This is a genomic window from Pandoraea pnomenusa, from assembly GCF_000767615.3.
GTDB lineage: Bacteria > Pseudomonadota > Gammaproteobacteria > Burkholderiales > Burkholderiaceae > Pandoraea > Pandoraea pnomenusa.
Genome location: NZ_CP009553.3, coordinates 5,347,200 through 5,368,979, shown reverse-complemented (window position 1 = coordinate 5,368,979; position 21,780 = coordinate 5,347,200). Strand labels below are relative to the sequence as shown.

Below are 21,780 nucleotides of genomic sequence, written 5' to 3'. Positions count from 1 at the left end.
TCAGGCGGCGAGCCGCTTCGTGCCGCCGACGACGGACAACGACGGCGCATGTGCGCCGCCCGGGCCGCGCGACTCGAACGACTGACTGTCGCGCAGGCGGAAGCGCGCCACGGTCTCGGCCAGCATGCGGGCCTGTTCGCTGAGCATGGCCGACGCCGCCGCCGACTCCTCCACCAGCGCCGCATTCTGCTGCGTGGCCTGATCCATTTCCGAGACTGACCGGTCGATCTGGCTGATGCCGGTGCTCTGCTCGGTCATCGCCCCGTGGATCTCGCTCACCAGACGCTGCACGCGGGCAATGCCGTCGACGATTTCATGCATCGTCGTGCCCGCCGCCTGTACCCGCTCGGTGCCGCTTTTCACGTTTTGCACCGATGTCTCGATGAGCGCCTTGATCTCCTGTGCGGCCGCCGCGCTGCGCTGCGCCAGCGTGCGCACCTCGCCGGCCACCACGGCGAAGCCGCGCCCCTGCTCGCCCGCGCGGGCGGCTTCGACCGCCGCGTTGAGCGCGAGAATGTTGGTCTGGAAGGCGATGCCGTCAATGACGCCAATGATTTCCGTGATGCGCTCCGACGACTGCGTGATCGCGGCCATGGTGCCGACGGCGTCGGTCACCACCTGGCCGCCGCGGGCGGCGGCGGCGCTCGCGTCGTTGGCCAGACGCGTGGCGTGTTCGGCCGTGTCGGCGGTTTGTTTCACGCTGGAGGTGAGTTCCGTGAGCGCGGACGACGTCTCCTGCAGCGAACCGGCAGAGGCCTCGGTGCGCTGCGACAGGTCGCGGTTGCCCATTTCGATCTCGCTGGTGGCCGAGGTCATCGACGACACGCCGGAGCGCACGTCGAGCATGACCGAACTGATCTTGTCCACGAAGGCGTTGAACGACTTCGAGATCTGCGCCACTTCGTCGTGACCGATCACGTCCAGACGCTGCGTCATGTCGCCGTCGCCCGAACCGATGGTATCCATCGCGTCGCGTACGATCGACAGGCGCTTGAAGGCGCGCGACGTGAAGATCGTGGCGATGACCAGCGCGAGCAAGGTCAGCACCACCAGCGTGACGACCGTGGCGGTGAGCACGCGCGTCAGCCCGGCGGTCGCCTCCGCGCGGTCGAGTGCGACCACGAGGTACCAGTCGGTGCCGGGAATGCGCTTCGCCCGGAGCAGCTTCGGTGCGCCGGCGAGCGACATTTGCACCGGCGCCGCGCCATCGGCGGCCATGCCGGGCAATGATTCGGCGGTCAGTTGCGGTGCGACTTCGGTGGAGGGCTTGAGCGAGAACTTGTTGTCCGGGTGGGCGATCACCTGCCCGTCGCTGGCCACCACGAGCGCAAGGCTCGACGGTGTGGGATGTACCGCCTTGATGATGTCCTGCACGCCGGTCAGGGCGACCGCACCGCTCACCGCGCCGGTGGTCTGGCCGTCGCGCACGATCGGCGCGGTAAAAGCCACGTACGGAATGCCCGTCGACGAATCGCCATACGGCTTGGTGACGGTAAGTTTGCCAGCCGAAACGGCACTCTTGTACCAGGGGCGAGCGGTCGGGTCGTAGTCTGCCGGCGTGGCCGCGGTGGAGAAGAACGTCTTGTCCGACCAGCCGACGCTGGTGATCGGGAAGTCGTTGGTCTTGCCCATGAGCTTGACGAGGCCCGCGGGATCGCCCTTTTCCACGACCTGCGACGTGGCGACGACAGCCTGCGCCTTGTCGGCCGACCAGCGATCGATGGCGCTGGCGTTGCCGTCGGCCACGGCCGAGAGCGTATCGTCGATGCTCGACATCATGCTCCCGCGCACGATCACGTAGGTCGTGACGCCTGAGAGAATCAGCGCGCCGACCACCGTCAGGCAGGCAATGAGCAAAATCCGGGTTCGCAAGGAAGTGACTTTCATGGGCGATCTTCGATAGGCTCGCATGCGAGCCGTGGGGTCGGGGGGGCAACCGGTCGGCGCGGGACTTGCGGTGCCCTCGCGTGGAGACAGTGCTGCGCTACTCCCTCGCTTACGGCCGCGCGGGGCGGGAACTTTAGTGAGCGAAAGTCAATGCGCCCGCGTTGCGTTTCAACCGTCGATGCCGAGGCATACACCGGGCGCCCCTCGGATTCGTCTCAATGCTTGTCGTCGACGAAGGGCGACCCGGTATCGCGCTTGCCGTTGCGAAGCGCCAGGCGGGCCTCGTTCGCGAGGGCTTCGTAGCGCTTGCGAAAGCGCGCGAGCTCCTTCTCGTCGAGCTCCTCGAGGTCGAGCAAGGCGTTATGCGCCCCTTCCATGGCCCGGATCAGCTCATCGAGCTTGATGTGCATGGCCGCCGTGTCGCGGTTCTGGGTGTTCTGGATGAGGAAGACCATCAGGAAGGTCACGATGGTCGTGGACGTGTTGATGACCAGTTGCCACGTATCGCTGTAGTCGAACATGGGGCCGGTGACAGCCCAGAGAAGTACTAGCGACGCCGCCAGCACGAACGCTGACGGTCGTCCGGTGAGCGTGGAAAGGTAGCTCGAAAACTTCGAGAACCATCGGCTGCGCATGGCTGTCTCCTGTCGTCGAAACAATTCCCGAATGATGTCACAAGCGACGGCCGCCATCGATGAGCGGTTGTCGTCGCTTGCGGTCGCCGAATACGGCCAGCGGACCACCCCGCGAATATCCCAAGCGTTCTCGACGGGTGGCCCGATGCCAAAATCCGGCGTCGACAACTGAAAGTGTGCCGCGTTTTCGGTGCCAATCTGAAATACCAACCTACCTGAGGAGTCGAGTCATGGGCATTGTTTCAGAGATGGAAGTGCGCGGCATCCCGCCTGCTCCGGCGTTCATCGAGCCGCATGCGCCGGCGCAGGGTGGCGTCGCCGGCGATCTGTCGCGCGTGACACACTCGGCCACCGCACGTTTTGATGGCGACGCCGCACCGCTGCGTACACGCAAGGGCGCCTCGGTTGCCGGTGCCGCAAGCAACGATTCCGTGGAAGTCGCATACACGGAATTGCGCAAGGACTGGCATGCGGCGGCGAATAGCGAAAGCCGATGGTCATCCATGCGGGCGGTTCGGGTCCCCGCCTCGTTCAACAGCTTGAGCGAGATCGAGAAACGTCGGTGTGTGCAGTGGATCGTTGACGAGGCCGTCGGACTCAACCGGAACAATTTCTGGAAGGCGTTGATGTTGACGGGCGCCCTGGGGCCGTATTACCGAGGGACGATCAGCCGGCGGGACTACAACGACTTCAGCCGCATGGGGTCCTCGGCCGGCGCCGACGGCACCTATATTCGCGGCCAGATGACGAGCTACGGGATGGTCAGGGATTACTACGCCGCCGCAATGCCGGCCACGGCTTCGGTCACGGAGGATCAGGAGGATAGCGCTGCGGTAGCGTCGGTACGCTCGGACACTGCGGCCGAAGGCGCCTCATTTCCTGCCGGCGTGCTGATTCGAAGCCGCCTTTGACCCGGCAGTCAAGGTGACGCGTGCCGTTGCCGCCGGGGACCGGCGCGAGGTGAACCTGACGGTTTCGGCACGCTGCGACCCGACATGACGGGATGGCGCTCGACGTAAATCTGTCGGCCCCCGGCTGGGCGATCAAGGACCGCTGGTCGCGACGCTCGCGAGATCCGGGAATCGCAGCTGGGTGGCGTGGCAGCCTTCGGCCAGTTCGTCGTCATGCGTCGAAAAGAACACGCAACTGTTCTTGCCCAGCTCGCTGAAGAGATCGATCAGCACGCTGCGCGACGGACCGTCCAGGCCGCCGCTCGGTTCGTCGGCAAGGATCACGCGCGGCGAGCCGAATCGCGTGGCGCTCAGATAGAACTTCCGGCGCGTACCCAGTGACATCTGATCGAACCGCTTTTCCATGTGAGGCATCAAGCCAAAGCGCTCCACCCATTGCAGAACGTCCGCGCTCACATCGACTCGTCGCGCAGCCGCACGCTGCGCAAGAAACCCCATCCCCGTCTGCGCGGGCTCGGTCAGGCAATCGAACGGCACCACGGCCAGCGCGGCTTGCGCGGCGTCCGTCGCGCTCTGCATCGAATGCCCGTCGATCCAAACCCGGCCGCCGTGGGCATCGACCGTGCCCGCGAGCATGCCGAGCAGCGTGGTCTTGCCGCCACCGCCCTCGTCGCGCAATGCGAAGCAGCCGCAGTCGGCCTGAAACCCGAGGTTCTCGAACAGAGTGAAGTCGCCGAAACGTTGGGTGAGATGCGCGAAGCGGAGCAGGGGGCCGGGGCGTGTCATTTCAGATAGGCCTTGATCACGTGGAGGACAGGTGCCAATTCGGCTTCGCGATGCGCTTCATCGGACTCATGAACGAGGTGATCGACCAGATGTCCTTCGATCACCGCGCCCATCAGACCGTTGACGGCGCCTCGAATGGCGGCAATCTGCTGGAGAATCTCCACGCAGTCGCCTTCCTCGCTCAACTGACGCTCCAACGCCTGCGTCTGCCCTTGTATGCGACGCACGCGTGCCAGCAATTTGCTCTTGTCCCGAATCGTGTGCACGGTCTGTCGCGCCCTCGCAATTTTCTGACGATCAATGTGCGAAAAATGCTAACACAAATATACTCTGGGGGAGTATATTCGCGGTTCCCTGTTCAACTCGATCGAGCGTGGCGTCATGACGGAGTTCTCGACCCTTCTGCAGCAAGGCAATGCCTGGCTTTTCATCCCGAGCGCGATCCTGCTCGGCGCATTGCATGGTCTGGAGCCCGGCCATTCGAAGACGATGATGGCGGCGTTCATCGTCGCAATTCGCGGCACGGTGGGGCAGGCCGTGTTGCTCGGCCTCGCCGCCACGATCTCGCACACGGCGGTCGTGTGGCTCGTGGCCATGGCCGGCCTCTATTTCGGGCGCAATTGGAACGCGGAAGCTACCGAACCGTACTTTCAACTGGCGTCGGGTGTGCTGATACTCGGCGTGGCGGCGTGGATGCTCTGGCGCACCTGGCGCGATAACGCTCACGCGCACGGTCACAATCATGGGCACGACCACGACCACGACCACGACCACGACCACGACCACAGCCACGACCACAGCCACGACCACGGCCACGATCACGATCACGATCACGGGCATCCCCGCGATCAGCGCCCCGCCCAGCATCCGCATGCATCCGCCCAACCCGCCGGGCTCGCGCTGGCGGCTGATGAGTATCAGGACGCTCACGAGCGAGCTCACGCCCGCGACATTCAGCGGCGGTTCGCCGACCGCAATGTCACCACGGGGCAGATCGTGATGTTCGGACTGACGGGCGGGCTGGTGCCGTGTCCCGCGTCGATCACGGTGCTGCTGCTGTGCCTGCAACTGAAGCGTTTTGCGCTGGGCGCGGGCCTCGTCTTGTGCTTCAGCATCGGCCTGGCGCTGACGATGGTGGCCTCGGGAACACTGGCCGCGCTCAGCGTGCGACACGTGTCGCAGCGATGGGGCGGGTTCGGCGAGTTCGCTCGCAAGGCACCCTACGTCTCCGGCGCGCTCATCGTTCTCGTAGGACTTTACGTGGCCTATCAGGGCGCGTCGCATCTGTTCTTCGGCGCTTGAAGCGACGCCAGCCGGGCGGGGCGCATGGACGCCATCGGCGCCGGACCGACGTGTGCGGCGCGTTGCCCCACGGTGTGCAAGAATCGGCTCATCCGGTATCGCTCCGATGAGGCCCCATCATGACCGCTCCGAAGGACATCGCCCCCGAACCCACGGCTGCGCGCGTTGCATTATGGCGCGCACTGCATCTCGAAGCCGACGCGGCCCCGCCCGTGCTCGCCGACGACATCGGACTGAAGCTGCTCGATCCGCCGGACGACTGGCGGGAGCGCGGCGACATGGATCCGACGTTCACGCGCCCGTTTCGGGCGTCCATCGTCGCGCGGGCGCGCTTCATCGAGGACCTCGTGATCGAGCAGGTGCAGCGCGGCGTGAGCCAGTACGTGATTCTCGGCGCGGGGCTCGACAGCTTCGCGCAGCGGCACGCGTCGTTGGCGTCGTCGCTTACGATTTTCGAAGTCGACCGCCCAGGGCCGCAGCGATGGAAGCACGATCGCCTCATCGCGCTCGGCTACGGCGTGCAGGACTGGCTTCGTTTTGTGCCGGTCGATTTCGAAGCCGGACAATCGTGGCGCGAGGCACTGTTGCGGCACGACTTCGATGCGAGCCGACCGGCCGTGATCGTTTCGACGGGCGTGAGCATGTATCTGTCGCGCGAGGCCAATGCCGCGACGCTGCGCGAGGTGTCGTCCTTCGCGCCGGGCTCGACGTTGGCGATGACGTTCCTGCTGCCGCTGGAGATGGCCGATCCGGACGTACGCCCCGGGCTGGAGATGGCGGAGAAGGGCGCGCGCGCCAGCGGCACGCCGTTCATCAGCTTCTTCACTCCGGACGCGATGATGGCGTTCGCCCTCGAAAACGGCTTTCAGGATGCCCGGCACATCTCGGCGGCCGCGCTGACCGAGCGGTATTTCGCAAACCGTACCGATGGCCTGCACCCGCCGCGCAATGCCGAGGAACTGCTGATTGCGACGACGTGAGCGATGCGCTCGCGTGCGGCCGGCGTTGCCCGAAACCGTCCGCCGCCGCATCGCATCGATCCTGCGCTGTGACGCCGACGCGTTCGCGCTATGCTGCCCGCTGCGCAAGAATCGATACCGCTAACGGAGGCGTGGCATGACATTGACCGAACTTCTCGTTCCGACCTTTTCGCAGATGCTGCGTGGCCTGTCGGCATGGCTCGACAAGGCTGCCGACTACGAAAGCGCGAATGGCAAGCATCCCGATGCGCTCATGACGCTGCGGCTCGCGCCGGACATGTATCCGCTCGCCGCGCAGGTGCGCTTCGTGTGCTACCAGGCGATGGAGCCCGCTTACCGCCTGCGCAGCGAAGCGATTCCGCAAGCGCTCGTGACGCTTCAGAAGGAAGGCTGGAATGCGGAACAGCATCCCGGCACGTTCGCCGACGCCAAGGCGTGCCTTGCGAACGCGCTCGCCTTTCTCGACACGCTGGCCGGGAATGCGCTCGACGCCGGTGAATACATCGACATTTCCCTGTCGCTCCCCAACGGTGTCATCTTCGACATGACGGGCGAGCAGTACGCGCGCGACTGGTCGCTCGCGCAGTTCTATTTCCACATCAACACCGCCTACGGCATCCTGCGTCAGCACGGCGTGGAACTTGGCAAGGCCGATTACGTGGCGCACGTGCTTGGGTATCTGCGCCCGGGGACCGCGCCGCAAGGTTAAGTTCGTCGCCACACGCTTTGCCGCACCCCTCGCCGCGCGTCATTCCGCCATCAGGAACGGCGGTCCGAAGCGCGTGGCGATGTGCTCCGTCGACTCGAACAGTTCGCGCAGCACCTGACTCGTGCACGTGGGCTGCACGTACAGATAGAACGCCACATCGGGCAGACGCGGCAGGCCGTCCGCTTCCGAGAGCACACGCATGTTCGCGTCGAGCAGTTCGGTGGTGCGCGCTGTCACGCCCAGCCCTGCGCTGATCGCCGCCTTGATGCCGGTGAGCGTGGGCGAGATGAAACTCGTGCGCCACGCGATGCCCGCGGCGTTCAGCCGTTCGATGGACAGTCGCCGGAACAGGCTCAGTTCGTCAGCCATCACCAGCGGCACCGGCGCCGACGCGTTGAAGATGAAATCGTCCGCGCAGATCCAGACCATCGGCGACGTCCGGAGCTTGATCCCCGGAAATCCCTCGTCGTAACGCGTGGAGATCGCCAGGTCCAGCTCCTTGTCGCGCAGCGCATCCATCAGGTGGGGGCTGCGTCCGACGATGATCTCCAACTGCAATTCCGCCGACAGCTTCGAGAGTCGTCGCAGCATGCTCGGCAGGATCGAATCGGCGACGTCGTGGGGCGAGCCGATCCGCAATTTCTCGGCCGGGCCGCGCGTTTGCATGACCTGCACCGCCTGATCGTTGAGCGCGAGAATCTTGTTCGCATACGCGACGAGCCGCAGGCCGTCGGCGGTCATCGTCTTCTGCCGCCCCTGCTTTTCAAACAGGGCGCATCCCATTTCCTGTTCCAGCCGTTGCATCTGCTGCGTGATGGCCGATTGCGTGCGCCCCACCCGCGTGGCGGCCGCCGCAAACGTCTCGTGCTGCGCGATCGCCACGAAGGTGCGCAGCAGGTCGATGTCCAGATTTCGCATGATCGTCAAAGTCAATACTTCAGAAACGCTAATGTTTCCGGGATAAAAATTAAATTGTTCTCAGGAATTTTGGTGGATAACCTGCCTGACACTCAAGCAATATTTATGTGACGGGGGGCAAAGCCGGCGCTGACCGGTCCCCCGCTAATCGATTCGCCGATCCATGATCGCCCCAGGATCGCACCCAAGGAGACTCAGGAGCATGTGGCAACGACACCTTGCAGCCGCGCTGTTCGCGACACTCGCCGTGACGGGCGTCGCCCGCGCCGATCAACTGGCCGACATCAAGGCGCGCGGCACGCTCGTTTGCGGCACGCAGAACGCGAGCGAGCCTTACGCGTTCCCCGACGCCGCGACGCGCAGGATCGTCGGCTTCGACGTGGACGTGTGCAACGCCCTCGCCAAGGGGCTCGGCGTGAAGCTCGACCACCGCGCCCTGTCGACCGACGCGCGCATCCCCGAACTGAAGACGCGCCGCGTGGACGTCGAGGCGGCCGCCGTGGCGTGGATGCCCGCGCGCGCGGCACAGGTCGACTTCAGCGACCAGTACTTCGTCGCCCCGATTCGCGTGCTGGTGCGCGCCGACTCGCCGGTGCAGACACTCGACCAGCTCGCCGGCAAGAAGATCGCCGCATCGGAAGGCTCGAGTTCGGCGGCCGTGTCGGTCACGCGCCTGCCCGATTCGAACCTGTTGACGTTCCATGACATCTCATCGGCCTTCCTCGCCCTGCAGCAAGGCAAGGTCGAGGGGCTGGTCGCCGGTCAGCTGATTCTCGCGCGCTTCGCCAACGAAGCGGCCACCAAGGGTGGGCAGCAGTATCGTCTGCTCGCCAAGCCGGTGTTCGAGGAGCGCTGGGGCGTGGTGATGAACAAGGGCGAGCCCGCGCTGCGCGAGGCCGTGAACAAGATTCTGCTCGACTACGACAAGTCGAACGGCCTGCAGGAAAGCTTCGACAAGTGGCTCGGCAGCAAGTCGGCTTACAAGTTCACGCGCGACTACAAGGTCGAGCCGATCAAGGTGCAGTAAGCGAGACGCGGCACAATGTTCGATCTTTCGTTTTTGCTCGACGACGGCTACCTGAAGCTGCTTCGCGACGGGGTACTGACCACGCTGCGGCTGTTCGTGGTGTCGGGTCTGATGGCGATCGTGGTGGGCATTGTGCTCACCACGCTGCGCGCCCTGCCGGTGAAGCTCTTCAAGGGCTTCGTCATCGTGATCGTGGAGTACCACCGCAACGTGCCGGTGCTGGTGCAGATCCTCGTGTGGTACTTCGGCGTGCCGCAACTGCTGCCTGCCGGCATGCGCGACTGGATCAACGCCGGCAATACCGAGTTCTTCTTCGCCTCGGTGGCGCTCGCGCTCAACGCCGGGGCCTTCATCTCGGAAGACCTGCGCTCGGGGCTGCGCGCGATACCGCATACGCAACAGGAGGCCGCGTGGTCGATCGGCCTGACGTACCTCCAATCATTCCGCTACGTGATCCTGCCGCAGGGGATTCGGGTGGCGTTGCCCGCCCTGCTCAACCAGGCGTTGCTTCTTTTCAAGAACAGCTCGTTGGCAATGGCCATCGGTGTGCACGAACTGCTGTACCGCACGCGTCAGATCGACAACCTGACGTTTCGCACCTTCGACGTGTTTCTGGTGGCCACGATTCTCTACCTCATCGGCACGCTCGCTCTGATGGCGCTCTCCGAGCACTTCGCCAAACGCCGCGCGGCGCCCTCGGGAGTCTGAGCCGATGTACCAGATCCTGCATGATTACTTCGCGTTGTTCCTCGTCGGCAGCTGGCCTAACGGTCCGCTGGGCGGCGTGGCCGTCACGCTCATTCTGTCGGCGCTCGGGCTGCTGATCTCGTTTCCGATCTCGGTGCTGATCGGCATGGCCCAGGTCTCGCCCTGGCGCGCCATGCGGCGTGCGGCCGGCGTCTGGACGCGGCTCGTGCGCGGCATTCCGCTGCTGATGATCATCTTCTGGGCGTACTTCGCCGTGCCGCTGCTGGTGGGCGCCGAAGTGTCGGCCTTCACCACGGCGGTGTGCGCGATCATCGTCTACGAGAGTGCGTTCCTGTCCCAGATCGTGCGCGCCGGTCTCGAAGGGTTGCCGCGCGGCCAGATGGAGGCGGCGCGCTCGAACGGACTATCCTGGCTGCAAAGCATGCGCTACGTGCAATTGCCGCAGGCGCTCGCGAACATGCTGCCGTCGATCGTCAATCAGTTCGTATCGATCATCAAGGCGACGTCGCTGGCCTACGTTATCGGTGTACCGGAGCTCACCTACTCGGCCGCTCAGGTCAATACGATCGTGCTGACCAAGCCGCTGCAGACGTTCCTCGTGCTTGCAGCTTTCTATTTCGTGTTGTGTTTCGCCATTTCGCGCTTCGCCGGCTGGCTCGAGCGTCGCATCGCCCGCCAGCGCGCGGGACTGGCGTAAGCACAGGTTTCCACAAGGAGAACGCGACCATGTCCATGCTCGCATTCGAGAAAGTCGACAAGTTCTACGGTGAGCACCATGTCCTCAAGGGCATCGATGCCACCATCGGCCGCGGTGAAGTCGTGGTGGTGTGTGGACCGTCGGGGTCGGGCAAGTCGACGTTGATTCGCACCGTCACGCGGCTCGAGGCCATTCAGAAGGGACGCATTCTCTTCGAGGGCAAGGACGTCAATGCCCGCGACGTAAAGCTCAACCAGCTGCGTGCGCGCATCGGTTTCGTCTTCCAGAGCTTCAACCTGTTCCAGAACCTTTCGGTGCGCCAGAACCTGGTGCTCGGGCCGACCAAGGTGCTCGGCATGTCGCGCGAGGCGGCCGAGGCGCAGGCCGAGACGCTGTTGGCCAAGGTGGGGCTCGCGCACAAGATCGACGCCATGCCCGCCAATCTCTCGGGTGGCCAGCAGCAGCGTGTGGCCATCGCTCGGGCGCTGGCCATGAAGCCGCCGCTCATGCTGTTCGACGAGCCGACGAGCGCACTCGATCCGGAGATGGTGCAGGAGGTGCTGCAGGTCATGCGATCGCTGGCCGGGGAGGGGCTCACGATGATGATCGTCACGCACGAAATGGGCTTTGCGCGCGACGTGTCGAGCCGCGTCTGGTTCATGGATCAGGGGCAATTGCTCGAAGACGCACCGCCCGCCGAGTTCTTCAGTCGGCCCAGGCACGCGCGTGCGCAACGCTTCCTTCAGGATGTACTGCGCCCGTCGCCGACGATCAGCGTGCCACGCGAGGCCGCGACGGTTTGACAGGCTAGCCGGCCCGACGCCCGCAAGCCATTGACGACACACACGAGCGCGTCTCATCGGAGCGCGTCGAAATAACAAGGTTTCACGGAGAAGACTTTCATCATGTCCACGTCCCAACTTTCCGAACAACGTCAGGCCGCCGTCGGCGACGCCATTGCCGCCATGAAGGCCGCCCTCGCGCCGGCCGGTGAGACACGCCCGGCATTGGCCGCCGTGCTCGAACAGGTCAAGTCGCTGGCCGCTCGCGGCGCCTTGTGGAGCGAGGCGGACTTTCCGCCCCCGACCGACGGCGAACTCCAGGCGCGTTACCTGATCCATGAAGACGCCGACAAGACGTATGCGTTGTATCTGAACGTCATGCGCCCCGGCAAGAAAATCACGCCGCACAACCACACCACGTGGGCTTGCATCGCAGCCGTGGACGGCGTGGAATACAACTACGTCTATCGCCGCACCGACGACGGCAAGACCCCCGGTGTCGGCACGCTCGAGGTGAGCGAGACCGTGGTGGTCGATCCGGGCAACGGCATCGCGCTCGCGTCGGACGACATTCACGCCGTCGAGATCAAGGGCGACGCGCCGATTCGTCACCTGCACATGTACGGACGCGCGCTCGAGACGCTGACCGAGCGTATTACGTTCGACCTCGAGAAGGGCACGTATCAGGTCATGGACATCGGCGTGAAGACCCGCCGCTGATCCGCTGATCCGCTGAAGCCGCGCCGTCCCGGCGCGGCCCGACGGCCTTTCCACACGGCGCAAGCGCCCCTTGCGCCAAGCGCGACACATCGCCCCCGAAGGGCGGTGCGGGCGCGCTCATCCCTACGCTTCGGCAACGGCCGGGCGAAACCAGAGAACCGATACCACGTGATGACTTCGTTCACTCCTCAATTCGTGCCGGCCGCCCGTCTCAAGGCATGGCTGCACGACGGCGCCGAAATCGCCGTGTTCGACGTGCGCGAACACGGTCAATACGGTGAAGCCCATCTCTTTTACGGCGTGACGCTGCCTTACAGCCGTCTCGAACTCGATATCGTGCGGCTCGCGCCGCGGCGTGATGCCCGCGTGGTCGTCTACGACACCGACGCCACCGTGGCCGTGCAGGCGGCGCAGCGTCTGGCCGAACTCGGCTACACCGGCGTGTACGTGCTCGAAGGCGGCACCGACGCATGGCGGCAGGCCGGCTACACGTTGTTCGCCGGCGTGAACGTGCCGTCGAAAACATTCGGCGAACTCGTCGAGATGGCATATCACACGCCGCGCGTGACGGCCCGCGAACTGGCGGCGATGCGAGCGCGTGGCGACAACGTGGTCATTCTCGACGGCCGTCCCGTGAACGAGTATCTGAAGATGACGATCCCGTCGTCGATCTGTTGTCCGAACGGGGAACTCGGCTATCGCATTCGCGAGCTGGTGCCCGACGCCACGACGCCCATCGTCGTGAACTGCGCCGGGCGCACGCGTAGCATCATCGGCGCGCAGACGCTCATCAATCTCGGCATTCCCAACCCGGTCATGGCGCTGGAGAACGGCACGCAGGGCTGGTATCTGGAAGACTTGCCGCTCGAGCGCGGCAGCACGCGGCGCTACCCGGACACGGTCGCGCCGTCGAGTGCGGCGCAGATGCGCGAGGCAAGCCGTGCGCTGGCCGAGCGCTTCGCGGTACCCGAAGTCGATGCCGCGACGTTCGCGCAGTGGGCCGCCGATCCCACGCGCACGCTGTTTCTGTGCGACGTGCGCACGCCGGAGGAATTCGCCGCGGGAACGCTGCCGGGCGCGCAACACACGCCGGGCGGCCAACTGATCCAGGCGACGGACCAGTACGTCGGCGTGCGCCACGCGCGCGTGGTGCTGTTCGACAACGACGGCGTGCGAGCGCCCATCGTTGCCAGTTGGCTGCGTCAATTGGGTCACGACGCGTACGTGCTGCGTGACGGCCTGTCGAGCGGCGCATCGCTGCCGGTGCGTTCACCGGGCGTGAGCGCTACGCTGCCCGAGATCGACGCGGCCGCGCTTGATGCGGCGCTGGCCGACGGCAGCGTGGCGGTCGTCGATCTGCGCCCGAGCATGAACTTCCGCCGCGAGCACGTGCCGGGCGCCCATTGGGCGATTCGTCCGCGTGTGTCGGCACCGGCGGTCTCTTCGGTATTGAATGCGGCACATCACGTCGTGCTCGTGGCCGACGAGCGCGGCGTGGCGGAGTTGTTCGTTGCCGACTGGCGGCGCGCGCACCCGGAAGACACGCGAACGTTCTCGCTGCTTGCGGGGGGCATCAAGGCCTGGATGGCGGCCGGCTACCCGGTGGTCGGTTCAGCCGATGTCCCGCCCGATGCCGAGTGCATCGACTACCTGTTCTTCGTACACGACCGTCACGACGGCAACAAGGCGGCCGCGCGTCAGTACCTGGCATGGGAGACGGGTCTGCTCGCGCAACTTGACGATGAAGAGCGAGGCGCCTTCCGAGTTGGTGAGTCCGTCGCTTCGAAGTAAGCTCCGACATGGGCGTGCGCACCGCGGCGGTGACGCATGTCCCATTCCCCCATTTCCCGATTCGCCGACGCTTCCTGTTACGCCACGCCCCCGAACCATGTCCCGACAATCGTCTTCCCAACGTCTCGCCACCCGCCTGATCAAGGGCGGCACGCACACGCCCGTCATTGGCGGCCACGCCGTCAATCCGCCGGTGGTGCGCGCGTCCACCGTGCTGTTCGACTCGATGGACGACATGAACGACGCCCGCCGCCGTCGCGGCACCGAACGCATGTTCACCTACGGCGCGCGCGGCAATCCGACCGGCTTCGCGCTGGAAGATGTCGTGGCGGACATGGAGGGCGGCTACCGCACGCGTCTTTTTCCGACGGGCCTGGCGGCGATTTCGATGGTGTTCCTCGCCTATGTGAGACCGGGCGACCATGTGCTGATTTCGGATTGCGTATATCAGCCGCTGCGGCATTTCGTGGAGACATTCCTGAAGCCGTGGGGCGTGCACGTGACGTATTTCCGCGCGGATGGCAGCGACGCGGCCGAGCACATGACGGCGCGCACCAAGCTGATCTATGTGGAAACGCCGGGGTCGCTCGTCTACGAGATGTGCGACATTCCCGCGCTGGCCGATCTGGCACATCGTCATGGCGCATGGCTCGTGGCGGACAACACGTGGGGCTCGGGGGTGCAGTGCCGGCCGCTCGCGCTGGGTGCCGACATCTCGGTGATGGCCGCGACGAAGTATCTCAGCGGTCACTCCGACGTCATGATGGGGACCGTCACCACGACGCAGGCGGTGTGGCCGACGCTGTCCACCATGGCCGACGCGCAAGGCGTGGCGGTGAGCCCCGACGATGCTTATCTCGTGCTTCGCGGCATTCGCACGCTGGCGGCGCGCTTGCAGATGCATGAGCGCCATGCGCTCGAGGTCGCCCATTGGCTCGAGACGTTGCCCGAAGTGGCGCGCGTGTTCTGTCCGGCGCTGCCGACGCATCCGGGGCACGCCCTGTGGCAGCGCGACTGCGTGGGCACGAACGGTCTGCTCTCGTTCGAATTCGCCAACGCCACGACCGCGCAGGCGAACCGGTTCGTCGATGCGCTGGCGCTGTTCGGCATCGGGGCGTCCTGGGGCGGCTACGAGAGCCTGGCGACAGTCGTCAACGTGCCGGGTACGCGCACGTGCGAGGACTGGAGCGCGGCCGGCCCCATCGTTCGCCTGCACGTCGGCCTGGAAGACCCGCAAGACCTGATCGACGACATGGCGGCCGCGCTGGCGGAGGTGTTCGGCTAAGGCACTCCGCCGTCAGGGCCGGGCGCCGTCGAGCGTCGTCAGGATGAGATGCGCGGCACGGATGCGCTCGTCCATCGCGTAATTCCTGTTCGCCAGCAGCACGATGCCCATCTGTTTGGACGGCACGAACGCAACGTATGCGCCGAAGCCGTTCGTCGATCCGGTCTTGTTGACCCAGGCGACCGGTGTCGGCGCCATCGGCGGCGAGAGTTCCCGCACCGGCGTGGGGTTGAGCGCCATGTGCGACGAATTGCCTTCGAGCAGGGCGTCGAGCGTCACGGGATACGGGTATTGCTCCCACACCAGATCCTGTGTCATGGGGGCATCGAAGTAATAGCCGGTGCGCGTGGCGTAGATCGCATGGCGCAATTTGCGATCGGGTACCGGCTGTCCGAGATTGGCATTGACGAAGCGCAGCAGGTCAGCGGCGGTCGTCTTCACGCCATAGGCTTCCGGTTCGAGCAGCGCGGGTGTGACCCGAACCGGCTTGCCGTCCTTGTAACCCCACGCGTAGTTCGCCTGCTCGGACTCGGGCACGCGAATGAAGGTGTGCCGCAGATCGAGCGGCTTGAAGACGTGTTCCGCCATCAGTGTCGCGAAGTCGCCTTGCATGGCCCGTGCGGTGAGCCAGCCGAGCGCGCCGATGCTGACGTTCGAATACGTGCGCACGGTCCCGGTCGGCTTCGCGGGCTTCCACGCCTTGAGGTAGTCAGCGATCTGGTCGGTCGTACGGACGTTGTCGGGCAACTGGAGCGGCATGCCGCCGCTGGTGTGCGTGCCGAGGTTCACCAGCTTGACGTCGCCGAACGGCGTGCCGGCGAATTCGGGGGCGAAGCGGCTCGCCTTGTCGGTGAGCGACAACGCCCCGTCGGCCTGCGCATAGGCGGCGAGGGTGGCGGTAAACGTCTTGCTGACCGACCCGATCTCGAACAGCGTGTCGGCGGTCACGGGCTTGTTGGCGGCCTTGTCCGCGACGCCGTAGTCGAAGACGTACGTGTGGCCGTCGAACAGGATGCCGACGGCCATGCCGGGAATGTCCTGCCGCGCCATGAGTGGGCGGATGGTCTTGTCGACCAGCGACCGGATCTCCTCCTGACGGGGATTCGTCCGAGTCGTCGCGTCGTCCGGCTCGGCCGCGAAACTGCGCGCACTGAATGCCATCCAGCCAATGGCGGCGGTGGCGACGAGCGAGGCAAACAGCGTGAGGTGTGGCTTGGTCATCGGCGAGGGTCTCCGTGTGAGGGGGCATTGCGCAGATACGGCACTGGCCGGGGCCGGTCGATGCCATTGTGAAGCGCTTGATGCGATGACCGAAGGGTAATCCCAAATGCCACCGCATCCGGCGGTGTGCGGCGTAACGGTCGTAACGGTCGTAACCTCGGGAACCGCCGTAAATCGCCGTAAATCGCCGTAAATCGCCGGCTCGGAAATGCCGCGCAAAAAAAACCGCCCTCGAAGGGCGGCAACACGCTGAAACGAAACGGGGGATCGGGGGGATCGGTCTTTTCAGCGCGTGGGTTGGTCGCGCCTTACAGGGCGGCTTCCAGCTCGCGGCTCTCCGCGGCGCGCATTGCACGAATCGCGTCGGCCGAGATCATGGCGTCGGCGTTGAGCGGCGGTACGTCGCCGAACAGCGGCCGGTAGACGAAATCGCCCACGTCGATCGACACTCCGGTCAACGCACAAACGCCGGGATGATGTGCTTTGCGGATGCGCCAGATCTGAGCGCCGTAGTTACCGCCCATGGCGTCGTTCCACGACACGGTGATCGTCAGTTCGCTGGATATTTCCAGCACGCGCACGATCGGCGCCCGCCGCGTGTATGGGATGACCGGCAGGCACACCATGGGCTCGGCATCGAGCATCGCCACGGTGTGCTGCCACACGCCCTTGTCACGCGCCGAAGCACGTGCGGCGCGCGAGGCGCGGGAGGTCGCCGAGGCGTTGACGGGAGCGCGGCTGCCGCCGCTTCGGTTGGAACAGTTGGTTCGGTCGCTTCGCATAGTCAGGCCAGCCGGATGCGCGGCCCGCGAAGGCCGCCGAGTTTTTCCGCCCCCAGCAACATCGTGGCGCGGGCGAACCCGTGCAACGCTTGCTGATGACGCCGATACAACATGGCGTGGCTCCACTGCGCAAACCGTCCGCGCACGATGCCACCTTTGAAGAAGCCGAATTGCCCAAGCGCACCGCACGCGTTGTAGCCCGACAGCGACACCGACGCGCCGGGATCGCGATAAGCGAACGGCGGAATAGCGCGGCCTTCGAGCCACGCGCCAAAGTGACGGCCCAAATGCGCCGCCTGTTGTGTTGCCACCTGAGCGGTTGGCGGCAGTGTGTGTTCACCGTCCGACCGCGTGAGCGATGCACAATCGCCAAGCGCGAAGATCCGCTCGTCCTGCGCGCTCTGCAGCGAACGACGCACCACGATCTGGTTCGCGTCGTTGGTCGCAAGGCCGCCGATACCGGCGAGCACGTCGGGCGCCTTCACGCCCGCGGCCCACACCAGCAGATCGCCCGGGATCAACTGACCGTCGTCGCGATAGAAACCATCGCGATCGGCGCACACGATGCGGGTGTCCGTCAGGACACGAAAGCCCAGCGCTTCGAGTTGCCCCTGCGTCGAGGCGGAAACGCCGGGGGGAAAGGCACCCAGCACCCGCGGGCCGCCCTCCACCAGCGTGAGTTTCAGGCGTTCCCCGATCCGCGGATCGCCATACCCCGCGGCCAGCGCAAACGTGCGGCTCAACTCCGCCGCCAGCGCCACGCCCGTGGTGCCGCCTCCGGCAATCACGATGCGCACCGCGTCGTCATTCACGGCGCTGCGCAGGGCTTCGCAGCGCAGCGCCGCGTGGAACGCCTCGGCCTGTGTCTGACTGTCGATGAAGTGGCATACGTCGCGCACACCGGGCAGACCGGCGTCGTCGGCCTGCGAACCCAGCGCGAGCACGAGGGCGTCGTACGGCACGCGACGCTCGCCCAGCAAGCGCGATCCGTCCGGCGCCACCATCTCTCCCAGCACGATTTCGCGGCGCACGCGATCCAGCCCGCACAGGTGTCCCGCCTGATACGTGAAGCCATTGCCGCACGCATGGGCGAGATACGCCACCCGTGTGTGCGCCACATCGCGCGTGCCGGCAGCCACGGTGTGCAGCATCGGCTTCCAGAGATGCGTGGGATGCTGATCGACGAGCGTCACGCGCGCGGCCCCGTCGCGCCCGAGCGTGCGGCCCAGGCGCGTTGCCAGCATCAAGCCGGCGATACCGCCACCGACGATCACGATTCGGTTCGCGCGAGACATTTGGGGGGAAATGTCAAATTCAACAAGTGATGAATAAGGGCATAATATAGAGCGTGGCCCCGGCGTGTCAAATGGGATGTGTCTGGGCAGGCAGGCGCGTTCGGGTCGGGTAGACTTGGCGCATTGCTGTCGCGAAATCGTTACCCCATCGCTCAATGACTCCCGAAAAAGCCGTCTCGCAAGCCGATTCACCCCGCAAGCGTTCCCGCGGACGCCCGACGTGCGACTGCGCGCATGGCGCCGATGCGTTGCTGCTCAACGCGCGGCGTATTTTTGCTCAACGTGGGTTTTATGCGAGCAGCGTGCGGCAGATCGCCGAAGCGTCGGGCGTGGATGCGGCGCTGATTTCGCATCACTTCGGTTCGAAGGAAGCGCTCTGGATTGCCGTCGTCGACCAGATCGCCACGCTCACGCAGTCGCTGATCGAGCAAACGCACCTGTTGCGTCAGTCCGAGATGGCGCCCGCGGAGCGACTCGAGCAGGCGGTGCGCGAGTTCGTGGAGGCGGTGTTCGAGAACCCGGACGTCGGCATGTTCTTCTCCACCGCGGCCACCGAGGAGGGCGAGCGTCTGGACATCATCACGCAACGGCTGGTGCGGCCGTACCGCGATGCGATGGTGCCGCTCGTGTCCGACTGGCTCGTCACGCAGCACCGACCGGTGCAGGATGCCGACGTGATGTTCTTCATGCTGACGTCAGCCATCAGCAAGACCGTGTCGTACCGGCACATGATGGGGCCGTTCCTGCCGCCGGAAGGCATGGCCGATCTGAAGCGCACGGTGCTCGACTGCGCGATGGCGCTCATCCGGCAGTGACGCGAATCGTGGGGCGTGCGGGCGTTGCGATACCCGTCGTTTAAGATAGCGGCACTCGGGCCACTCCCGGCTCGCGTTTTCTCTATACGGTGCCCCCCAATGTCGAACGAAATCAAGCGTCTGCACACCAACGCTCGCATGAGCCAGATCGTGATCGCCAACGGCGTCGTGTATCTGGCCGGCCAGGTGCCGGATGTCAACCTCTTGTCGATTACCGAGCAGACGCAGCAGATTCTGGAGCGCATCGACGGGCTGCTCGCCGAGGCCGGCGTGGACAAGACGCGGCTGCTCACGGCCAACATCTGGCTGTCGGACGCCAGGCACTTCGCCGAATTCAATGCCGTTTGGGATGCCTGGGTGCCGGAAGGCCACGCGCCCACGCGCGCCTGCGTGCAGTCGCCGCTCATGCGCGACGGTATCGATGTGGAAATTGCCGTGACTGCCCTGGCGTAACCGTCGTCAGTCCACGGGGCTCGCGATGTCGCGCACGGCGCGCGAGCCCCGCTTCCCGCCTCGTACATCTCGGAAAAACGGCCTTCACCCGTCGGGGTTTCGAATGTCCGCACTACTGCACTACTGCACTACTGCACTCCAGCACTACTGCGGCATCTCCTCCTGCGAATCGAGACCGGGTGCCCGTATGGCTTCTCCCCGAGGTTGTCCTGCCGCATCCTCCGCCCCGATCACGCTGATTTCGAATAGCGGCTTGCCGGCGAGCGACTGCGCCTCCGGATCTTCCGGATAGGTCTTGAGCAAGGGCAGTATCACCGAGCCGCCGATCACGTTGCGGCGACTGTTGTCGGCCGGTAATAGTCCCCACACGTTCTGATACGTCATCGGCACGCGCTCGCCATCTCGCTGGGCATTGCCCAGATACAGCATGATGTGCCCATTGATGTGGATCAGTGTCATGAGCGGCCGCCCTTGCTCGGAGAGCGTGCGCAGTCGCGTGTCGATGTCGGCGTGGCGCAGGTCGGTGCGCTTTCCGGCGCGCAACTGGTCCGACGAATGCCGGGGCAGCCACACGCCGAACGGCGCGAACAGGCTGCGTGTCTCGGCCGAGCAATCGTTGTAGAAGAGCGTGTTGCCCCACCCGTACGGACGCCCGATCTGCTGCTTCATTACCTGTGCGAGATGGCGCGGCGTAAGGGTCCAGGGCATCGCCACGATGGTGTCGGTGTCGAGCGCAGCCGTGCGGATCTGCGCGCGACGCTCGATGTCCGCCACCGGGAACATCGCGGCCTGGCGGTCATCGGCGGCGCGGATGAGCGGGAGTACGGTGCCGATCGGTGCGAACGTCCGGTATATCGGGGCCGGGGCGTCGGTGGCGTCGGCGGTGGCGTCGGCGAGCGGCGTATTGGCGCGCACGATGGCACCGAGCCGTTGCAGGGCGGCGCTGCGCCACGTGGTGACGAAGCGCTCGTCCACCGATGCGACCGTGCGCGCGTCGACCCACCCGATCAGGTCGGGCGAATAGACGAGCAGCCACGCACCGTCGACGCTGCGCGCCAGCGTGTAGACCGGTGTGCCGGGACGCAGCGCGGAGTCCTGCAAGGCGTCGAACGGATAGCCCTCGCCCGCTTCGCGAAAGTTGTAGAACGCGGGATCGTTCGTGGGCAGTTGCCGCACCAGCGCATTGTCCACCGTGATGCCGCGACGGCGCGGATCGTATCCCGGATTCGTCCGATCGGGATCGAGTTGCGAGAGCGCCATGTTGGCTTCGAGCGCCCGGATCCATGCGACGGTGTGCGGCTGGAAATTCTCACCGTACGTTTTGCGCACACCGGTTGCGCCATTGTCGAAGCGTCTGACGCGCCGTGCCTGGGAATCGCCGATCTGCCGCAGGCTTGCGGCATCGAGCAGCGACGCGGCGAGCCAGGTGCCGTTCCATGGCGACGGATCGCGCGGCGCGGTACCGAAGTAGCGCGCGCGAAACGCGTCGAAACGTCGCGCCTGTGCCTGCGAGGAAAGTAGTGGCCGGTCATAGCCGGGCGCGTCGGGGCGAATCCAGTGATCGACGTCCTGATCGTAATGTTCGATGGGGAAGCGGTCGATGTTCTCGCGCGTGACCGACGTCGCGGCCGGGGGCATTGCGGACGTGCGGGGCGGTTGTGGCGCAACCGCGCAGGCAGCCAGCAGGACGGCCGGGACCAGCAATGCCGCGATGGCGCGAAGACGGTTGGCGTGCCGCGTCGTCGGGCGCGGTCCGTCGGCGGTACGCGTCGAGCCGACACGGCGGGTCAGACGAATGCGCATGCGCCGGATGGCGCCGCGCGTCGCGAGAATTGCACCCATGTCGTGCGATAGAGAGCCTTGATGTCGCCATGCTACTCCATCGCGACCCGACCGATCCCGGCCGGGCCCCATGGGGCTGGCGGGTGTTGCAACGACGCTTTCGAAGAAGGAACACCGGCCGTGGGGGATTGGTCGGGTGCTGTACAAATATACAGTACAATCGACCCGTGCCGAGCGTTGTCCGGATGCTGCCAGCGACTGACGCATCGGCCTGATACAGTAGTTCCCCCGAGG

The 21,780-nt window shown here is 65.5% G+C and carries 22 protein-coding genes; 13 read left to right on the top strand and 9 right to left on the bottom strand.

The annotated features are described in order from the left end of the window. The gene (locus LV28_RS48115) at positions 1 to 1,887 is read right to left on the bottom strand and encodes a methyl-accepting chemotaxis protein (RefSeq protein ID WP_038619353.1); all 1,887 of its coding nucleotides are present in this window, start codon (positions 1,885 to 1,887) and stop codon (positions 1 to 3) included. A gap of 215 nt (positions 1,888 to 2,102) precedes the next feature. Further along, entirely contained in the window at positions 2,103 to 2,522 is a 420-nt protein-coding gene (locus LV28_RS48110) for a low affinity iron permease family protein (RefSeq protein WP_038621869.1), read from the bottom strand. A gap of 248 nt (positions 2,523 to 2,770) precedes the next feature. Here LV28_RS48110 and LV28_RS48105 point away from each other — a divergent pair, with 248 nt between their 5' ends. Further along, positions 2,771 to 3,433: a hypothetical protein gene (locus tag LV28_RS48105; protein ID WP_038619354.1), complete on the top strand. Its 663-nt coding sequence runs from the start codon at positions 2,771 to 2,773 to the stop codon at positions 3,431 to 3,433. 132 nt (positions 3,434 to 3,565) lie between these two features. Here the strand turns inward: LV28_RS48105 and LV28_RS48100 are convergent, their stop codons facing one another. Continuing rightward, positions 3,566 to 4,219 (bottom strand): ABC transporter ATP-binding protein, encoded by a 654-nt coding sequence (locus LV28_RS48100; RefSeq protein ID WP_023598249.1) that lies wholly within the window; start codon positions 4,217 to 4,219, stop codon positions 3,566 to 3,568. Further along, complete coding sequence (locus LV28_RS48095) at positions 4,216 to 4,485, bottom strand: metal/formaldehyde-sensitive transcriptional repressor (RefSeq protein ID WP_023598248.1); 270 nt, start codon at positions 4,483 to 4,485, stop codon at positions 4,216 to 4,218. The genes LV28_RS48100 and LV28_RS48095 overlap by 4 nt, the downstream gene beginning before the upstream one ends. Positions 4,486 to 4,600: 115 nt before the next feature. Between LV28_RS48095 and LV28_RS48090 the strand changes: the two genes are divergently transcribed. From LV28_RS48090 to LV28_RS48080, 3 genes are all read left to right on the top strand, one after another. Further along, the gene (locus LV28_RS48090) at positions 4,601 to 5,521 is read left to right on the top strand and encodes a nickel/cobalt efflux protein RcnA (RefSeq protein ID WP_038619356.1); all 921 of its coding nucleotides are present in this window, start codon (positions 4,601 to 4,603) and stop codon (positions 5,519 to 5,521) included. Positions 5,522 to 5,640: 119 nt separating this feature from the next. Next, positions 5,641 to 6,501, top strand: coding sequence for a class I SAM-dependent methyltransferase (locus LV28_RS48085; protein ID WP_038619359.1), 861 nt, complete (start codon positions 5,641 to 5,643; stop codon positions 6,499 to 6,501). A 136-nt stretch (positions 6,502 to 6,637) separates the two neighbouring features. Next, positions 6,638 to 7,210, top strand: coding sequence for a DUF1993 domain-containing protein (locus LV28_RS48080; RefSeq protein WP_025250047.1), 573 nt, complete (start codon positions 6,638 to 6,640; stop codon positions 7,208 to 7,210). Between the two features lie 39 nt (positions 7,211 to 7,249). On the opposite strand, the gene LV28_RS48075 is transcribed toward LV28_RS48080, so the two are convergent. Then, positions 7,250 to 8,128 (bottom strand): LysR substrate-binding domain-containing protein, encoded by an 879-nt coding sequence (locus LV28_RS48075; RefSeq protein ID WP_023872701.1) that lies wholly within the window; start codon positions 8,126 to 8,128, stop codon positions 7,250 to 7,252. A gap of 202 nt (positions 8,129 to 8,330) precedes the next feature. Here LV28_RS48075 and LV28_RS48070 point away from each other — a divergent pair, with 202 nt between their 5' ends. From LV28_RS48070 to metC, 7 genes are all read left to right on the top strand, one after another. Continuing rightward, a complete protein-coding gene (locus LV28_RS48070; protein WP_023598243.1) occupies positions 8,331 to 9,155 on the top strand; it encodes a transporter substrate-binding domain-containing protein in 825 nt (274 codons plus the stop codon). Positions 9,156 to 9,170: 15 nt separating this feature from the next. Next, on the top strand, positions 9,171 to 9,863 hold the full coding sequence (locus LV28_RS48065; protein WP_023598242.1) for an amino acid ABC transporter permease: 693 nt from the start codon (positions 9,171 to 9,173) through the stop codon (positions 9,861 to 9,863). Between the two features lie 4 nt (positions 9,864 to 9,867). Beyond that, positions 9,868 to 10,560, top strand: coding sequence for an amino acid ABC transporter permease (locus LV28_RS48060; protein ID WP_023598241.1), 693 nt, complete (start codon positions 9,868 to 9,870; stop codon positions 10,558 to 10,560). A 35-nt stretch (positions 10,561 to 10,595) separates the two neighbouring features. Beyond that, entirely contained in the window at positions 10,596 to 11,363 is a 768-nt protein-coding gene (locus LV28_RS48055; RefSeq protein ID WP_048806784.1) for an amino acid ABC transporter ATP-binding protein, read from the top strand. A gap of 102 nt (positions 11,364 to 11,465) precedes the next feature. Then, positions 11,466 to 12,062, top strand: a complete 597-nt coding sequence (locus tag LV28_RS48050; RefSeq protein ID WP_023598239.1) for a cysteine dioxygenase family protein — start codon at positions 11,466 to 11,468, stop codon at positions 12,060 to 12,062. 171 nt (positions 12,063 to 12,233) lie between these two features. After that, on the top strand, positions 12,234 to 13,853 hold the full coding sequence (locus tag LV28_RS48045) for a rhodanese-like domain-containing protein (protein ID WP_038619363.1): 1,620 nt from the start codon (positions 12,234 to 12,236) through the stop codon (positions 13,851 to 13,853). Positions 13,854 to 13,950: 97 nt separating this feature from the next. Continuing rightward, entirely contained in the window at positions 13,951 to 15,138 is a 1,188-nt protein-coding gene (metC, locus tag LV28_RS48040; RefSeq protein ID WP_023872704.1) for a cystathionine beta-lyase, read from the top strand. Positions 15,139 to 15,150: 12 nt separating this feature from the next. On the opposite strand, the gene blaPNC is transcribed toward metC, so the two are convergent. The 3 genes from blaPNC to LV28_RS48025 form a co-directional block, all read right to left on the bottom strand. Beyond that, positions 15,151 to 16,359: a PNC family class C beta-lactamase gene (blaPNC, locus tag LV28_RS48035; protein ID WP_023598236.1), complete on the bottom strand. Its 1,209-nt coding sequence runs from the start codon at positions 16,357 to 16,359 to the stop codon at positions 15,151 to 15,153. A 308-nt stretch (positions 16,360 to 16,667) separates the two neighbouring features. After that, positions 16,668 to 17,141, bottom strand: coding sequence for a DUF3331 domain-containing protein (locus LV28_RS48030; protein ID WP_052408619.1), 474 nt, complete (start codon positions 17,139 to 17,141; stop codon positions 16,668 to 16,670). Between the two features lie 2 nt (positions 17,142 to 17,143). Then, positions 17,144 to 18,436, bottom strand: coding sequence for an NAD(P)/FAD-dependent oxidoreductase (locus LV28_RS48025; RefSeq protein ID WP_023872707.1), 1,293 nt, complete (start codon positions 18,434 to 18,436; stop codon positions 17,144 to 17,146). A gap of 155 nt (positions 18,437 to 18,591) precedes the next feature. On the opposite strand from LV28_RS48025, the gene LV28_RS48020 reads away from it, so the two are divergent. Together LV28_RS48020 and LV28_RS48015 are read left to right on the top strand one after the other, a co-directional pair. Further along, positions 18,592 to 19,251, top strand: a complete 660-nt coding sequence (locus tag LV28_RS48020) for a TetR/AcrR family transcriptional regulator (protein ID WP_023598233.1) — start codon at positions 18,592 to 18,594, stop codon at positions 19,249 to 19,251. 99 nt (positions 19,252 to 19,350) lie between these two features. Continuing rightward, a complete protein-coding gene (locus LV28_RS48015) occupies positions 19,351 to 19,704 on the top strand; it encodes a RidA family protein (protein ID WP_023598232.1) in 354 nt (117 codons plus the stop codon). A 144-nt stretch (positions 19,705 to 19,848) separates the two neighbouring features. Here the strand turns inward: LV28_RS48015 and LV28_RS48010 are convergent, their stop codons facing one another. Continuing rightward, positions 19,849 to 21,546, bottom strand: a complete 1,698-nt coding sequence (locus LV28_RS48010; RefSeq protein ID WP_052408620.1) for an SH3 domain-containing C40 family peptidase — start codon at positions 21,544 to 21,546, stop codon at positions 19,849 to 19,851. Between the last annotated feature and the right edge of the window lie 234 nt (positions 21,547 to 21,780).

Excerpts from the sequence above, each read along its gene's own strand:
- LV28_RS48065 (WP_023598242.1), top strand. The coding sequence starts at position 9,171 with ATGTTCGATCTTTCGTTTTTGCTCGACGACGGCTACCTGAAGCTGCTT.
- LV28_RS48020 (WP_023598233.1), top strand. The coding sequence starts at position 18,592 with ATGACTCCCGAAAAAGCCGTCTCGCAAGCCGATTCACCCCGCAAGCGT.
- LV28_RS48090 (WP_038619356.1), top strand. The coding sequence starts at position 4,601 with ATGACGGAGTTCTCGACCCTTCTGCAGCAAGGCAATGCCTGGCTTTTC.
- LV28_RS48060 (WP_023598241.1), top strand. The coding sequence starts at position 9,868 with ATGTACCAGATCCTGCATGATTACTTCGCGTTGTTCCTCGTCGGCAGC.
- LV28_RS48070 (WP_023598243.1), top strand. The coding sequence starts at position 8,331 with ATGTGGCAACGACACCTTGCAGCCGCGCTGTTCGCGACACTCGCCGTG.
- LV28_RS48010 (WP_052408620.1), bottom strand. The coding sequence starts at position 21,546 with ATGGGTGCAATTCTCGCGACGCGCGGCGCCATCCGGCGCATGCGCATT.
- LV28_RS48080 (WP_025250047.1), top strand. The coding sequence starts at position 6,638 with ATGACATTGACCGAACTTCTCGTTCCGACCTTTTCGCAGATGCTGCGT.
- LV28_RS48075 (WP_023872701.1), bottom strand. The coding sequence starts at position 8,128 with ATGCGAAATCTGGACATCGACCTGCTGCGCACCTTCGTGGCGATCGCG.
- LV28_RS48045 (WP_038619363.1), top strand. The coding sequence starts at position 12,234 with ATGACTTCGTTCACTCCTCAATTCGTGCCGGCCGCCCGTCTCAAGGCA.
- LV28_RS48085 (WP_038619359.1), top strand. The coding sequence starts at position 5,641 with ATGACCGCTCCGAAGGACATCGCCCCCGAACCCACGGCTGCGCGCGTT.
- LV28_RS48100 (WP_023598249.1), bottom strand. The coding sequence starts at position 4,219 with ATGACACGCCCCGGCCCCCTGCTCCGCTTCGCGCATCTCACCCAACGT.
- blaPNC (WP_023598236.1), bottom strand. The coding sequence starts at position 16,359 with ATGACCAAGCCACACCTCACGCTGTTTGCCTCGCTCGTCGCCACCGCC.
- LV28_RS48110 (WP_038621869.1), bottom strand. The coding sequence starts at position 2,522 with ATGCGCAGCCGATGGTTCTCGAAGTTTTCGAGCTACCTTTCCACGCTC.
- LV28_RS48015 (WP_023598232.1), top strand. The coding sequence starts at position 19,351 with ATGTCGAACGAAATCAAGCGTCTGCACACCAACGCTCGCATGAGCCAG.
- LV28_RS48115 (WP_038619353.1), bottom strand. The coding sequence starts at position 1,887 with ATGAAAGTCACTTCCTTGCGAACCCGGATTTTGCTCATTGCCTGCCTG.
- LV28_RS48025 (WP_023872707.1), bottom strand. The coding sequence starts at position 18,436 with ATGTCTCGCGCGAACCGAATCGTGATCGTCGGTGGCGGTATCGCCGGC.
- metC (WP_023872704.1), top strand. The coding sequence starts at position 13,951 with ATGTCCCGACAATCGTCTTCCCAACGTCTCGCCACCCGCCTGATCAAG.
- LV28_RS48030 (WP_052408619.1), bottom strand. The coding sequence starts at position 17,141 with ATGCGAAGCGACCGAACCAACTGTTCCAACCGAAGCGGCGGCAGCCGC.
- LV28_RS48105 (WP_038619354.1), top strand. The coding sequence starts at position 2,771 with ATGGAAGTGCGCGGCATCCCGCCTGCTCCGGCGTTCATCGAGCCGCAT.
- LV28_RS48050 (WP_023598239.1), top strand. The coding sequence starts at position 11,466 with ATGTCCACGTCCCAACTTTCCGAACAACGTCAGGCCGCCGTCGGCGAC.
- LV28_RS48055 (WP_048806784.1), top strand. The coding sequence starts at position 10,596 with ATGCTCGCATTCGAGAAAGTCGACAAGTTCTACGGTGAGCACCATGTC.